We start from the raw sequence: 13,125 nt of genomic DNA on the forward strand, positions 1-13,125 counted from the left end.
CAGCCGCCAGATCGCGTGCAATCCCGTAGACACTCGTGCAGTCGGGGCGATTCGGCGTCAGGTTTATTTCGATCACCGGATCGTCCAGTCCCGCATAGGAGGCGAAACTGGTGCCGACCGGTGCATCTGCCGGCAGGTCGATGATGCCCGAATGCTCGTCTGACATCTGCAATTCGCGCTCCGAGCACATCATGCCGAAGCTTTCGACGCCGCGGATCTTGCCGACCTGAATGGTCGTATCGATGCCCGGAACATATGTGCCCGGCTTTGCGAACGCCCCGACGAGCCCCGCGCGCGCATTCGGTGCGCCGCAGACGACCTGCAGCGGCTGGCCGTCGCCTGTATCGACCGAAAGGACGCGCAGCTTGTCGGCATCGGGATGCTGCTCCGCCGTCAGCACCCTGGCGATGACGAATGGTTTCAGCGCCGCCTTGTCGTCGACCGATTCGACCTCGAGACCGATCATAGTGAGGCGCTCGCAGATCTCCTCAAGCGTGGCCTCTGTTTCGAGATGTTCCTTGAGCCAGGAAAGAGTGAATTTCATTGTCGTCAATCCGTTTCCGGGCGCTCGACGCTCGACTTCAGGTGTCGCGGCAGATTGTCGGGCATATGAACGAAGGGTAGCTGCTCGCGCACATAGGCGTGCAGCGCTGGCTTGTAATGGCTGGGAGCGTCCATTGCCCCCAGCATGAAATAGATACGTTCACCGATGCGGCGATCGAAATAGGAAACCGGTGAGCCGCAGACGCTGCAGAATCTGCGAGAGACCGGCCCGTTTTCATAGGACTTCAGCGTGCTGCCGGTGACCAATACGGCATCGACATCGAAACCCACAAAGGCCGACACCGGCGCGCCCGTCGCTCGCCGGCAATCACTGCAATGGCAGTAACTAATATGCGTCGGGTCGGATGTCGCCTCGAAGCGCACTGCGCCGCAACGACAGCCGCCGGTATGGGGTTCGATCACGTACTGAGCCCTCCGAACAGGGTCGGCATGTCGAGCGGCCTGAAGCCGTAATGGGACAGCCAGCGCACATCAGCGTCGAAGAAGGCGCGGAGATCGGGCATGCCGTATTTCAGCATTGCGATGCGGTCGATGCCCATGCCCCAGGCGAAGCCCTGATATTCGTCGGGATCGAGCCCGCCATAGCGCAGCACATTGGGGTGAACCATGCCGCAGCCGAGGATCTCCATCCAGTCTGATCCCTCGCCGAAACGCACTTCGCCCGGCCGCGAGCGGTCGCACTGAATATCGACCTCCAGGCTTGGTTCAGTGAACGGGAAGAAGCTCGGGCGGAAACGCATCTTCACCGACGCCACTTCGAAATAGGCCTTGCAGAATTCCTCCAGCACCCATTTCATGTTCGCCACATTGGCCGTCCGGTCGATCACCAGTCCTTCGAGCTGATGGAACATCGGTGTGTGAGTGGCGTCGGAATCCGCGCGGTATGTCTTTCCAGGAATGACGATACGGATCGGAGGCTTTTGCGCTTCCATCGTTCGTATCTGCACCGGCGAGGTATGCGTGCGCAGAACCTTCCTCTCGCCATTTGCATCGGGCGGGAAGAAGAAGGTATCGTGCATTTCACGCGCCGGATGTCCGACGGGAAAGTTAAGGGCCGTGAAGTTGTAATAGTCCGTCTCGATATCCGGCCCCTCGGCAATCTGGAAGCCGAGATCGCCAAAAATGGCCGCGATCTCGTCGATGACCTGGCTGATCGGATGGATGCGCCCCCGTTCGGCGGGCGACTGACGGACCGGCAGCGTCACATCCACCTTTTCGGCAGCCAGCCGGGCGGCGATGGCGGCATCGCGGAGCTCCGCCTTGCGGGCTGTCAGCGCCTCGGTCACGCGGTTCCTGAGGCTGTTGAACTGCGGACCCTTCACCTGACGTTCCTCGGGGCTCATCGAGCCCAGGGTCTTCAGGAGCTCCGAGATCGATCCCTTTTTGCCGAGCGCGGCCACGCGTATGGCTTCTATTGCCTGCTCATCGGAGGCAGCGGCGATGTCGGCCAGCAATGAGCTTTCCAGAACTTCGAGATTCCCAGCGGTGACGTTCACGGTGACACTCTTTCGATCCGGCGCCTGTCGATCCTGTCGAACAGCCGCCTTCTGTTGATGTCGGTCCAAAGAAAAACCCGCGCCAGCCCTGCCAGCGCGGGTTTCCCAAATCAAGTCCGATATGCTTCGGGAAGGCGCTGGTCTTAAGCGACTGCGCTTTCAAAAGCGTTCGGAGTGGTGTCCTTGAGGTATTCGAGCGCCGTCTTCGACTTGGCGACAAGCGCTGCGAATGCCTGCGGCTCATGGATCGCCATGTCGGAGAGCACCTTGCGGTCGACCTCGATGCCAGCCTTGTTCAGGCCGTCGATGAAACGGCCATAGGTCAGGCCGTGCTCGCGGACAGCCGCATTGATGCGCTGGATCCAGAGCGCACGGAAATTGCGCTTGCGGTTCTTGCGGTCGCGATAAGCATATTGCATCGACCGCTCGACCGCCTGCTTGGCGATGCGAATGGTATTCTTGCGACGGCCATAGAAGCCCTTGGCGGCCTTCAGGACCTTCTTGTGCTTGGCGTGAGCGGTAACGCCCCTTTTTACACGTGCCATGACATGATCTCCTTATTCAGTTCCGGCTCAGAGGCCGCCGCCGTTGGGCAGGAAGTTCCTGATGACTTTCCGGGCATCCGGTTCTGCCAGAACCGTTGTGCCGCGGGCGTCGCGGATGAACTTGTTCGAACGCTTGATCATGCCGTGCCGCTTACCGGCGGCCTGTACCTTGACCTTGCCGGTAGCTGTGATCTTGAACCGCTTCTTGGCGGAGGATTTGGTCTTCATCTTGGGCATTTTGCTCTTTCCTTTTTCCAGATGCGCATGATTGCGCTGATCTTGCTTCGGGCAGACCAGAGCCCGAAAAGCATTACGAACCGCCACGGCATGCCCTGCCGGACGGTTCTGGACGCGGCGCTATTACCAGCAAGTTGGATTGTGCGCAATAGTGGCGCCTGAACTGCTTCGACTTGCAGCGTCACTATTGAATTAAGCCCAGGTGCCGGCCGGCGTGAATGTAGCGTGCTCACGCTCGGCCGGCGTTCAGGCTATCTTGGGGCAAGCACCATCATCATCTGACGGCCTTCGAGCTTCGGCTCGGCTTCGACCTTGGCGATCGGCTCAACCTCCTCGCGGACGCGATTCAGGAGCTTCATGCCGAGTTCCATATGTGCCATCTCGCGACCCCGGAAGCGGAGCGTGAGCTTGACCTTGTCGCCTTCCTCGAAGAAGCGGCGAACAGCCTTCATCTTCACCTCGTAATCATGGGTGTCGATGTTGGGACGCATCTTGATCTCCTTGATCTCGATGGTCTTCTGCTTCTTGCGCGCCTCGGCTGCCTTTTTCTGGCTCTGATATTTCATCTTGCCAAGATCGGTGATCTTGCAAACGGGCGGCTCTGAATTAGGTGCGATTTCGACGAGATCGAGACCCGCATCCTCGGCTGCACGTAGTGCATCCTCGATAGAGACAATCCCTCGATTCTGGCCTTCGTCGTCGATGAGTTGAACCCGGGGAACCCGGATCTCGCGATTGGCGCGCGGCCCTTCCTTGGTAGGGGTCGGCGCTTTGAATGGTCTGCGAATGGTCGTTCTCTCCTGAAAGTTGATCCAAAGGGTTGTAGCGGGCCGGACCGCACGTATGTCGCGACCGGCGCCCGCACTGTCAATACCACATCGGGACAAAAGAATCATCCGCCTGTTGGGTCATGTCAGGCCTTCACGCGGCGGATCGCCCATGGCAAAAGGCCGTCCAACAGGGAGAGTGGGAATGATGGTAGAGGAGAAAGAATTTCTCGAGGTTGGCGGCAGGCCGATCGCAATCCGTCATCTTGAAGGGGCCAACCCCGGCATAATGTGGCTCGGGGGCTACCGGTCCGACATGCGCGGCACCAAGGCCGAGGCACTGGCCGGCTGGGCCCTGGAGAAAGGGCATGCCTGTACGCGCCATGATTATTCGGGCCACGGAGAATCCGGCGGAGCATTTATTGAAGGCACTATTTCTCGCTGGCTGGAGGAGAGTCTCGCCGTTTTTCGCAAATACACGACAGGCAAGCAGATCCTCGTCGGTTCCTCCATGGGCGGATGGATCGCGCTGCGCATGATCGAGGAATTGCGCAAGGCAGGCGAGGAACGCGTGGCCGGTCTCGTCCTGCTGGCGCCGGCACCGGATTTCACCATCGAGTTGATGGAGCCGCAGCTAACCGCAAGGCAACAGCAGGATCTCGAAGAGAAAGGCTATTTCGAGGAACCATCCGAATATTCGCCGGAACCCAATGTCTATACGCGGGCGCTGTTCGAGGATGGCCGCCGGAATCGCGTGCTCGACGGCATCATCGATACCCACTGTCCGGTCCACATTCTGCAGGGGATGGAGGATCCGGATGTGCCCTATAGCCATGCCATGCGACTGGTCGAGCACCTGCCCGCGGACGACGTGACGCTGTCTCTCATCCGTGACGGCGATCATCGTCTGTCCCGGCCCCAGGACATCGCGATGATCCTGCGAACGGTAGAAGCCATGGTCGAGCAGGCTGGCTGACCCGTGCGCCTGTCCATTCCCTCATCGGCCTTCGTGGCGGCCGTTGTCGGCTTCGGCGGCACGCTGGCCCTCATCATTGCCGCAGCCGACGCCGTGGGGGCAACACGCGAGCAGACTGCAAGCTGGGTCGCCGCAATATGCCTCGCGCTGGCTTTCGAGACGCTGTGGCTTTCCTGGCGATACAGGATGCCGGTCATCACCGCATGGTCTACGCCGGGCGCCGCCCTGATTGCCGCCAGTAACGGCTATACGATGAACGACGCCGTCGGGGCCTTCATCGTGACCGCGCTCATGCTGGCCGCAACCGGACTCTTTAGGCCGCTGACCCGGTTCATTTCCCGTATTCCGACTTCCGTCGCCTCTGGCATGCTCGCAGGGATAGTGGTGACTTTCGTCATAGGTGCGGCCGAAACCCTTCCGGCCGACCCGCAGCTGATCCTGCCCCTCCTGGCCGCTTTCTTTATCGTGCGGCTCTTCAATCCGGCACTTTCCGTGCTCGTGGTCCTGGTGGGCGGCGTTGTTCTTGCCTTTGCCCTCGGTCGCGTAGACAGCCTGCCGCCGCCGGAGCTTTCAACTCTGGTTTTCACCGTACCTAGTTTCTCCCTTTCGGCCGTGATCGGCCTGGCGGTCCCGCTCTATCTGGTGACCATGGCCTCGCAGAACCTTTCCGGCCTCGCGGTCCTGAAGGCTTCCGGCTATGAACCGCCGGCGGGCCCTCTGATCGCAGTTACCGGCTTCTTCTCGCTCATTTCGGCGCCGTTCAACGCTCTGACCACCAATCTGGCGGCCATATCGGCTGCGATCTGCACCGGGTCTGATACCCACCCCGATCCGGGCAAGCGCTGGCTGACCGGACCCTTTTACGCACTCGCATATATCATTTTCGCAATTTTCGGCGCATCGCTTGTCGCGCTGTTTGCCGTCCTTCCGCCGGGACTGATCGTTCTCGTCGCCGGTCTGGGATTGCTTGCGCCCCTTGCCAATGCACTGGCCATCGCACTGGATGCGCCCGCCGAACGGATCGCCGCGACCACGGCCTTTGCCGTCACCTCATCAAGCCTGTCGCTCTTTGGCATCGGGTCGGCTTTCTGGGGACTTGTCGCTGGACTGGCCGTTCTCGGTCTCCAAGCGATGAAAAAACCATGAATTGGCACGGGCTTGTTCGATTCTGAACCCGCCCTTCTTGAATCGCCCCAAGTGCCTTACCATGTCAAAAACATGCAACCGCCGGGGTTGCTCCCTACGAAGGAACGGCTGACGATGACCAACTCTGCATTGATCCGTCCTGCTTGGACGCCCGCGACGATCGCTCTTATGGTGATCGGCTTCATGGTATTCTGGCCGCTGGGTTTCGCGATGCTCGCCTACATCATCTGGGGCGACCGCCTCGAAGGCTTCAAGCGCGACGCCAATCGCGCCACTGACAGTTTCTTCCGCGGTTGCCATCGCGCCTCATGGAAGGCGTCCCGCCGCGGCGGTTACTCCACCGGCAATGTCGCTTTCGACGACTGGCGCGAGAAGGAACTTGAGCGACTGGATGAAGAACGCCGCAAGCTCGACGAGATGCGCAGCGAGTTCGACGAATATGTCCGCGAACTGCGCCGTGCCAAGGACCAGGAAGAGTTCGACCGCTTCATGAACGAGCGGCGCAACAGGCGTACGCCGACCGTGCCTGAAAACGGTTCCGAGAACGGCGAACCTGCTTGAGCGGTTTTCCGCGATAGCTGAGCGCCACGGCGCCCCTTTCCGGGGCGCCGTTTCTTTTTGTCGCGCGACCGCAGACGCGAATCATCTATTTTCACGGCATGGCATTCGGCATTTTCAGGACACCGGGACGTAAAACCTCCCTCCCACAGGAGCGCACGCATGCGGTCGCCGGCCGCACCCTGCCGCTGCGCATCGTGGAGAATGAGCGTGCGCGAAGACTGACGCTGCGCATCGAGGCCGGCGGTCGCGGCCTGCGCATCACCGTGCCGCCGGGGCTGCGGCAAGGCGAGGTAGAGAGTTTTCTCGACCGGCATCGCGGCTGGCTGGAGGAGCGCCTTGTCAGACTGCCGGACCGGCCGCAGGTGCGTCCGGGCATAAAGATTCCTGTCCGCGGCAAACCGCATCGGATCGTGCATGAACCCGGCGCACGCGGCCTGGCCAGAACGGATATGCAGGATGGCGAGCCTGTATTGATCGTCAATGGCGACCGGCGCCACCTGCCGCGCCGCGTCGCCGATTTCCTGAAGCGGGAGGCGAAACGCGATATCGAAGCGCTGGTCGCCAGGCATACGGCCAAGGTCGGCTGCAAGGCGCGGTCTGTCCGCTTCCGCGACACGACGAGCCGCTGGGGCTCCTGCACCTCGGAAGGCAATCTGTCCTTCTGTTGGCGCATCATGATGGCACCGCCGCCGGTCATCGACTATCTGGTCGCCCATGAAGTCGCGCATCTCAAGGAGATGAACCACGGCCCGCGCTTCTGGAAGCTCTGCAGGGAACTCTGCCCCGAAACCGACAAATGCAAGGCCTGGCTCAAGCGTAACGGAAGCGCGCTGCAGGCGATCGGGTTTGATTGAAGAGGCAGGCAAATCCTTGGCCGGATGGACGAGCCGGCAGCTAATCCGCCATTCGCCACGCTTTAATTGCCACTTGCCATTTACCCGTTCCCCTCGACTCCGCCATGATTTCGTGTCACCTCCCTGTCATGACCCTCGACATCAAGATATGCGGATTGAAGACGCCTGAAGCGGTCGCTGCCGCGCTCAATGGCGGCGCAAGTCATATCGGCTTCATCTTCTTCCCCAAGAGCCCGCGCAATATCCTCCCGAGCGAGGCCGCCAAACTGCGCCGGGAGGCCACCGGCGGGGCAAAAGCAGTCGCGGTTACCGTCGATGCTGACGATGCGACGCTGGATGCAATCGTAGCGGCTATGCAGCCGGATATGCTGCAACTGCATGGCAGCGAAAGCCCGGAGCGCGTGGCGGAAGTGAAGGCCCGCTACCGGTTGCCGGTGATGAAAGCCTTCGCGATCCGGGAGGCTGGCGATCTCCATTCCATCGGACCTTACCGCGGCATCGCCGACCGGTTCCTTTTCGATGCCAAGGCGCCTGTCGGATCGGAACTTCCGGGCGGCAATGGCGTCGCCTTCGACTGGATGCTGCTTGCCGCTCTTGACCCGGAGATCGATTACATGCTTTCGGGTGGACTCAACGCTACCAATATCGGACGGGCGCTGAGCGAGGCTCGGCCTCGCGGCATCGACATCTCGTCAGGTGTGGAAAGCGCTCCCGGCATCAAGGATGCAAGGCTGATCGAAGGCTTCTTCCGCGCCGTCCGGGCACATCAGGGCGAACGCGCCGCCTGAGCGGTACGTTCACAGCAGGAGATGGCCATGAACAAGCCGGCTGAACCAAACTCTTTCCGCACCGGGCCGGATGAAGCCGGCATGTTCGGCATATTCGGCGGCCGTTTCGTCGCCGAGACCCTGATGCCGCTCATCCTCGATCTCGAATACCACTGGAACGAGGCCAAGAACGACCCGGCATTCAAGGCCGAGCTGGAAGAGCTCAACAGGCACTACACCGGCCGGCCCTCTCCGCTCTATTTTGCTGAACGGCTGACCCAGCATCTCGGTGGCGCGAAAATCTATTTCAAGCGGGACGAGCTGAACCATACTGGCTCGCATAAGATCAACAATTGCCTCGGCCAGATCCTGCTCGCCAAGCGGATGGGCAAGACACGCATCATCGCCGAGACCGGCGCCGGCCAGCACGGGGTCGCATCGGCGACGGTCGCCGCTCGCTTCGGCTTCCCTTGCGTGGTCTATATGGGCGCGACCGATGTCGAACGGCAGGCGCCGAATGTCTTCCGCATGCGCCTACTCGGCGCCGAAGTGCGTCCGGTCACAGCGGGTCACGGCACGCTCAAGGACGCCATGAACGAGGCGCTGCGCGATTGGGTCACCAATGTAGAGGACACCTACTATCTGATCGGCACGGCGGCCGGACCGCATCCCTATCCGGAGCTTGTGCGAGAGTTCCAATGCGTGATCGGCAGGGAGGTTCGCGAGCAGATCATGGCGGCGGAGGGCCGACTGCCGGACATGCTCATCGCCGCCGTTGGAGGCGGGTCCAACGCCATCGGCCTCTTTCATCCTTTCCTCGATGATCGGCAGGTGCAGATCGTCGGAGTGGAAGCGGGCGGCAAGGGGCTTGAAGGTGACGAGCACTGCGCCTCACTGACCGCCGGATCGCCGGGCGTGCTGCATGGCAACCGCACCTATCTGCTCCAGACCGATGACGGGCAGATCAAGGAAGGCCATTCGATCTCGGCCGGCCTCGACTATCCGGGAATCGGACCCGAGCATTCGTGGCTGAAGGATACTGGCCGGGCCGAATATGTGCCGATCCTCGACCATGAAGCTCTCGAGGCCTTTCAGCTTCTGACCCGCATCGAAGGCATTATTCCGGCGCTGGAACCTTCCCATGCGCTGGCCGAGGTCATGAAGCGCGCGCCGAAGATGGGCAAGGACCAGATCATCGTCATGAATCTCAGCGGGCGCGGAGACAAGGACGTCTTCACCGTCGCGCGCCATCTCGGGCTGGATATCTGAGGCTGAGATGGTGGCGGACTTCATAGATCTATGGGTGAACTGTCCGGATCGGGCAACGGCCGACAGGATCGCCGATGCCTGCATCCAGGAGCGGCTGGCAGCTTGCGCCAATATCATGGCGCCGATCGCCAGTACCTACCATTGGCAGGGCAATATCGAACGCGCCCAGGAGGTGCCGCTGGTGCTGAAGACACGCGCCGGCCTGTTCGATGCGCTCTGTGCCAAGATACGTTCGCTCCATCCTTACGAGGTGCCGAGCATCGTCGCGACCGCTATCGCATTGGCGGACAGGGAATATGCCGACTGGCTGCGGCAGGAAACGAGGGAATCGGCCTGACACCATGAAAACGCGCATCGACAGCCGCTTCGAGAAGCTCCGGGCCGAAGGTCGGCCGGCGCTCGTCACCTATTTCATGGGGGGCGACCCGGACTATGATACCTCTCTCAGGATCATGAAGGCGTTGCCCAAGGCCGGCAGCGATATGATCGAGCTCGGCATGCCCTTCTCCGATCCCATGGCGGACGGCCCGGCGATCCAGGCGGCGGGCCTGCGCGCCCTGAACGGCGGCCAGACGCTTGCCAAGACCTTGCAAATGGCCAGGGAGTTCCGGCGCGAGGACAACAAAACCCCGATCGTGATGATGGGCTATTACAACCCGATCTACATCTATGGCGTCGACCGTTTCCTGGCCGACGCGAAGGAGGCGGGCATAGACGGCCTGATCATTGTCGACCTGCCGCCAGAGATGGACGAGGAGCTGTGCCTGCCCGCGCTGAAGGCAGGCATCAATTTCATCCGGCTCGCAACCCCGACCACCGACAACAAGAGGCTGCCTAAGGTGCTCCGGAACACGTCCGGCTTCGTCTACTATGTTTCGATGACGGGCATCACCGGTTCCGCACTGCCGGATACGACCAGGATCGGCGAGGCGGTGGCCCGCATCAAGGGCCATACGGAGCTGCCGGTCTGCGTCGGCTTCGGTGTCAAGACGGCGAGCCAGGCCACGGCTATCGGCGCGGCGGCCGACGGTGTCGTTGTGGGAACAGCGATCGTCAATGCGGTGGCTAATGTTCTCACCCCGGAGGGCAGGATGACCGCTGACCCGGCGGAGGCAGTCGCTACGCTGGTGCGCGGACTGGCCGAGGGCGTCCGCGAGGCGCGCCTTGCCGCTGCCCTGTAGTTTTCCCATCCTGATGCCGAGGGGAAACAGAAAGGATCACAGATGAACTGGATCACCAATTACGTCCGGCCGAAAATCAATTCCATGCTCGGCCGCCGCGAGATGCCGGAGAACCTCTGGATCAAGGATCCCGAGACCGGCGAAATGATCTTTCACAAAGATCTGGAAGAGAACCAGTGGGTGATCCCGTCCTCGGGCCATCACATGAAGATTTCCGCCAAGGAACGGCTGAAATTCTTCTTCGATGACGGGGTCTATGAGCAGCTCGAAAATCCCAAGGCACCCGTCGACCCGCTGAAGTTCCGCGACGAAAAGCGCTATACCGACCGGCTGCGCGAAGCGCGCGCCAAGACCAATCTGGAAGACGCCGTGCTCAACGGAGTTGGCCGGGTCGAAGGCCTCGAACTGGTCGCCACGGTGCAGGATTTCGCCTTCATGGGCGGCTCGCTCGGCATGGCCGCCGGTGAAGCTATTATCCGCGGCTTCGAGACGGCGATCGAACGCAGGCTGCCGCTCGTCCTGTTCGCGGCTTCCGGTGGTGCGCGCATGCAGGAGGGAATCCTGTCGCTTATGCAGCTTCCGCGTACCACGGTGGCTGTTGACCGGCTCAAGGAAGCCGGTCTGCCCTATATCGTCGTGCTTACAAATCCGACGACCGGCGGCGTTACCGCCTCCTACGCCATGCTGGGCGATGTCCACATCGCCGAGCCGGGCGCGCTGATCGGCTTTGCCGGCCCCCGGGTGATCGAGCAGACCATCCGCGAGAAACTGCCGGACGGGTTCCAGCGCGCCGAGTATCTGAAAGCGCATGGCATGGTCGACATGGTGGTTTCACGGCTGGAGATGAAGGCAACCATCGCCAGACTGCTCAAGATCATGCTGAAGCAGCCTGTCGAGCCGGACAAGGATGTACTGGCCCTGCCGGAACCTGCCGAAGAGCGGCTGGAAGCCTAAAAGCCCGAGAGACGGCAGGTGCCGTCTCCCATTCCCCGAGGGTTCTGTGTCATGACCACCCTGTCGGCTGAAGGGGAAATAGAGCGGCTCATATCGCTTCATCCCAAGGGCTATGATCTTTCGCTCGATCGTATCAAGCGGCTTCTCGAACGACTGGACAATCCGCATTTCAGGCTGCCGCCGGTGATCCATATTGCCGGCACCAACGGGAAAGGGTCTGCCGCCGCATTCTCAAGGGCGTTGATCGAGGCCGGAGGCAGGACTGCCCATGTCCATACATCGCCGCATCTCGTCAACTGGCACGAGCGTTACCGGCTTGGAGCGCCGGGCGGAGGCAGACTGGTCGAGGACCGGGTGCTGGCGGAAACCGTCGCTCGGGTAGCCGAGGCCAATCGCGGCGAGACCATAACGGTTTTCGAGATCCTGACGGCTGTCGCCTTCGTGCTCTTTTCTGAACACCCGGCCGACGCCACCATACTTGAGGTGGGCTTGGGCGGACGATACGACGCCACCAATGTCATACCACCCCCGATCGTTTCGGTGATCATGCCGATTTCGCTCGACCACCAGGCCTATCTCGGCGACCGGGTGGAACTGATCGCGGCGGAGAAAGCCGGCATCATCAAGCCGGGTTCCGCGGTCGTCATCGGCGCACAGGAAACCGATGCTGCACGCGATGTTCTTATTGAGACGGCCGAACGTCTCGGCTGCCCGGCCTTCGTCTACGGTCAGGACTTCCTCGCTTTCGAGGAGAACGGACGGTTGATCTATCAGGACGAATACGGGCTGCTCGATCTCGACCCGCCGCGCCTACCAGGCCGCCATCAATATGCCAATGCCGCCGCCGCCATCGCCGCAGTGAAGGCTGCGGGCTTTGCGGTGACGGATCGGATCGCTGACAAGGCAATGGCAACAGTGGACTGGCCGGGACGCATGCAGAGGCTCACAACCGGCGCGCTGGTCGAATTGGCTCCAGCCGGGGCGGAGATTTGGATCGACGGCGGCCACAATCCTGGTGCCGGACAGGTCGTCGCCGAAGCCTTGGCGGAGCAGGAGGAGCGCTTCCCGCGGCCGCTGTTCCTTATTTGCGGCATGCTGAACACCAAGGACCAGACCGGCTATTTCCACAATTTCGTAGGCATGGCCCGTCACGTCTATACCGTGCCGGTGAACAACAGCGATGCAGGAGTTCCCAACGACCAACTGGCCGCGCGAGCAATGGAGGCAGGGCTTTCGGCAGAGCCGGTCAGCAACGTTGCCAATGCCCTGATGCTCTTGCGTGAGACCTGGAACCCGGGCGAGACGCCTCCACGCATCCTTATCGGCGGCTCGCTTTATCTTGTCGGCGACGTGCTGGCGGAAAACGGCACGCCGCCTGCCTGAGAAAGAAAAGCCCGGCGCGAAGGCCGGGCATTCTGTAAATTTGTTAGGACCGGTCAGGCGACGTTGCCGCTGATCCAGGATGAAAGAGCAGTTTTCGGCGCCGCGCCGACCTTCATGTCAGCCACTTCGCCGCCCTTGAAAAGCATCAGGGTCGGAATCGAGCGCACGCCATACTGAGCCGCAAGCTCGGGATTCTCGTCGATATTGAGCTTGGCGATCTTCACCTTGCCGTCCAGTTCGGCCGCAATCTCATCCAGCGCTGGAGCGATCATCTTGCAAGGGCCGCACCATTCCGCCCAGAAATCGACGACCACCGGCTCGCTCGCCTGAAGCACGTCGGCTTGAAAATTGCTGTTGTCTACCTTGACCGTGGCCATCGGGGTCTCCTTGTCGGACAGGAAAAATATCTCGCCCCGGATGTGGTG

Annotated in this window: 17 protein-coding genes; 10 read left to right on the top strand and 7 right to left on the bottom strand. The window is 61.4% G+C overall.

What is annotated here, in order from left to right:
- The 6 genes from ytpR to infC form a co-directional block, all read right to left on the bottom strand.
- Nucleotides 1–544 (bottom strand): YtpR family tRNA-binding protein (ytpR, locus tag L598_RS20690; protein WP_348642780.1); only part of this gene is annotated, 544 nt, incomplete at its 3' end.
- Between the two features lie 5 nt (nt 545–549).
- Nucleotides 550–966 carry a GFA family protein gene (locus L598_RS20695; protein ID WP_144865792.1) on the bottom strand — a complete coding sequence of 139 codons (417 nt, stop codon included), beginning with the start codon at nt 964–966 and terminating at the stop codon, nt 550–552.
- On the bottom strand, nt 963–2,060 hold the full coding sequence (gene pheS / locus L598_RS20700) for a phenylalanine--tRNA ligase subunit alpha (protein ID WP_144865795.1): 1,098 nt from the start codon (nt 2,058–2,060) through the stop codon (nt 963–965). The genes L598_RS20695 and pheS overlap by 4 nt, the downstream gene beginning before the upstream one ends.
- 143 nt (nt 2,061–2,203) lie before the next feature.
- Entirely contained in the window at nt 2,204–2,605 is a 402-nt protein-coding gene (gene rplT / locus L598_RS20710) for a 50S ribosomal protein L20 (RefSeq protein WP_144865801.1), read from the bottom strand.
- 27 nt (nt 2,606–2,632) lie between these two features.
- Nucleotides 2,633–2,842 carry a 50S ribosomal protein L35 gene (rpmI, locus tag L598_RS20715; protein ID WP_144865804.1) on the bottom strand — a complete coding sequence of 70 codons (210 nt, stop codon included), beginning with the start codon at nt 2,840–2,842 and terminating at the stop codon, nt 2,633–2,635.
- A 251-nt stretch (nt 2,843–3,093) separates the two neighbouring features.
- The gene (gene infC, locus L598_RS20720; protein ID WP_144866112.1) at nt 3,094–3,630 is read right to left on the bottom strand and encodes a translation initiation factor IF-3; all 537 of its coding nucleotides are present in this window, start codon (nt 3,628–3,630) and stop codon (nt 3,094–3,096) included.
- Nucleotides 3,631–3,817: 187 nt separating this feature from the next.
- Here infC and L598_RS20725 point away from each other — a divergent pair, with 187 nt between their 5' ends.
- From L598_RS20725 to L598_RS20770, 10 genes are all read left to right on the top strand, one after another.
- Nucleotides 3,818–4,585 carry an alpha/beta hydrolase gene (locus L598_RS20725; RefSeq protein ID WP_246658864.1) on the top strand — a complete coding sequence of 256 codons (768 nt, stop codon included), beginning with the start codon at nt 3,818–3,820 and terminating at the stop codon, nt 4,583–4,585.
- A 3-nt stretch (nt 4,586–4,588) separates the two neighbouring features.
- Nucleotides 4,589–5,731, top strand: coding sequence for a benzoate/H(+) symporter BenE family transporter (locus L598_RS20730; protein WP_144865811.1), 1,143 nt, complete (start codon nt 4,589–4,591; stop codon nt 5,729–5,731).
- Nucleotides 5,732–5,845: 114 nt separating this feature from the next.
- Nucleotides 5,846–6,292 (top strand): DUF2852 domain-containing protein, encoded by a 447-nt coding sequence (locus L598_RS20735; protein ID WP_144865814.1) that lies wholly within the window; start codon nt 5,846–5,848, stop codon nt 6,290–6,292.
- A 98-nt stretch (nt 6,293–6,390) separates the two neighbouring features.
- Complete coding sequence (locus L598_RS20740) at nt 6,391–7,146, top strand: M48 family metallopeptidase (RefSeq protein ID WP_144865817.1); 756 nt, start codon at nt 6,391–6,393, stop codon at nt 7,144–7,146.
- Between the two features lie 128 nt (nt 7,147–7,274).
- Complete coding sequence (locus L598_RS20745; protein ID WP_144865820.1) at nt 7,275–7,934, top strand: phosphoribosylanthranilate isomerase; 660 nt, start codon at nt 7,275–7,277, stop codon at nt 7,932–7,934.
- Nucleotides 7,935–7,961: 27 nt separating this feature from the next.
- Nucleotides 7,962–9,182: a tryptophan synthase subunit beta gene (gene trpB / locus L598_RS20750; protein WP_144865824.1), complete on the top strand. Its 1,221-nt coding sequence runs from the start codon at nt 7,962–7,964 to the stop codon at nt 9,180–9,182.
- A gap of 10 nt (nt 9,183–9,192) precedes the next feature.
- Complete coding sequence (gene cutA / locus L598_RS20755; RefSeq protein ID WP_246658865.1) at nt 9,193–9,519, top strand: divalent-cation tolerance protein CutA; 327 nt, start codon at nt 9,193–9,195, stop codon at nt 9,517–9,519.
- A 4-nt stretch (nt 9,520–9,523) separates the two neighbouring features.
- A complete protein-coding gene (trpA, locus tag L598_RS20760; RefSeq protein ID WP_144865830.1) occupies nt 9,524–10,363 on the top strand; it encodes a tryptophan synthase subunit alpha in 840 nt (279 codons plus the stop codon).
- Between the two features lie 42 nt (nt 10,364–10,405).
- Nucleotides 10,406–11,317 (top strand): acetyl-CoA carboxylase, carboxyltransferase subunit beta, encoded by a 912-nt coding sequence (gene accD, locus L598_RS20765; RefSeq protein WP_144865833.1) that lies wholly within the window; start codon nt 10,406–10,408, stop codon nt 11,315–11,317.
- Nucleotides 11,318–11,368: 51 nt separating this feature from the next.
- Nucleotides 11,369–12,700: a folylpolyglutamate synthase/dihydrofolate synthase family protein gene (locus L598_RS20770; protein WP_144865838.1), complete on the top strand. Its 1,332-nt coding sequence runs from the start codon at nt 11,369–11,371 to the stop codon at nt 12,698–12,700.
- 53 nt (nt 12,701–12,753) lie between these two features.
- Here L598_RS20770 and trxA read toward each other — a convergent pair whose 3' ends face one another.
- Nucleotides 12,754–13,077 (bottom strand): thioredoxin, encoded by a 324-nt coding sequence (gene trxA, locus L598_RS20775; RefSeq protein WP_144865841.1) that lies wholly within the window; start codon nt 13,075–13,077, stop codon nt 12,754–12,756.
- Nucleotides 13,078–13,125: the final 48 nt, after the last annotated feature.

It is taken from the genome of Mesorhizobium sp. J18 (genome assembly GCF_007829525.1).
Lineage (GTDB): Bacteria > Pseudomonadota > Alphaproteobacteria > Rhizobiales > Rhizobiaceae > VLJP01.

Coding starts and splice junctions, on each gene's coding strand:
- rplT (WP_144865801.1), bottom strand. CDS start 2,605: ATGGCACGTGTAAAAAGGGGCGTTACCGCTCACGCCAAGCACAAGAAG.
- trxA (WP_144865841.1), bottom strand. CDS start 13,077: ATGGCCACGGTCAAGGTAGACAACAGCAATTTTCAAGCCGACGTGCTT.
- L598_RS20770 (WP_144865838.1), top strand. CDS start 11,369: ATGACCACCCTGTCGGCTGAAGGGGAAATAGAGCGGCTCATATCGCTT.
- L598_RS20745 (WP_144865820.1), top strand. CDS start 7,275: ATGACCCTCGACATCAAGATATGCGGATTGAAGACGCCTGAAGCGGTC.
- L598_RS20740 (WP_144865817.1), top strand. CDS start 6,391: ATGGCATTCGGCATTTTCAGGACACCGGGACGTAAAACCTCCCTCCCA.
- rpmI (WP_144865804.1), bottom strand. CDS start 2,842: ATGCCCAAGATGAAGACCAAATCCTCCGCCAAGAAGCGGTTCAAGATC.
- trpB (WP_144865824.1), top strand. CDS start 7,962: ATGAACAAGCCGGCTGAACCAAACTCTTTCCGCACCGGGCCGGATGAA.
- trpA (WP_144865830.1), top strand. CDS start 9,524: ATGAAAACGCGCATCGACAGCCGCTTCGAGAAGCTCCGGGCCGAAGGT.
- L598_RS20725 (WP_246658864.1), top strand. CDS start 3,818: ATGGTAGAGGAGAAAGAATTTCTCGAGGTTGGCGGCAGGCCGATCGCA.
- accD (WP_144865833.1), top strand. CDS start 10,406: ATGAACTGGATCACCAATTACGTCCGGCCGAAAATCAATTCCATGCTC.
- L598_RS20735 (WP_144865814.1), top strand. CDS start 5,846: ATGACCAACTCTGCATTGATCCGTCCTGCTTGGACGCCCGCGACGATC.